Raw genomic sequence first — 243 nt, forward strand, 5'->3', positions numbered from 1 at the left:
GTTGATATTGATAATTTAATAATATCGCAACCCGATAACGGTGAGCAAGCCCTTGAAATTGCCGATAATTTAATACGTTCAGGCGCTATTGATATTGTGGTGGTAGATTCTGTAGCAGCATTAACACCTAAAAGTGAAATTGAAGGCGAAATGGGCGACTCAAAAATGGGCTTACATGCACGTTTAATGTCGCAAGCATTAAGAAAACTAACAGCTTCAATTAGCAAAACTAACTGTACTGTT

Annotated in this window: 1 pseudogene; it reads left to right on the forward strand. The window is 37.4% G+C overall.

The features are described from left to right. Positions 1 to 243 (forward strand): annotated as a pseudogene (locus FUA24_RS03130) (recombinase RecA); the annotation flags it as partial.

This window comes from Seonamhaeicola marinus, from assembly GCF_008085455.1.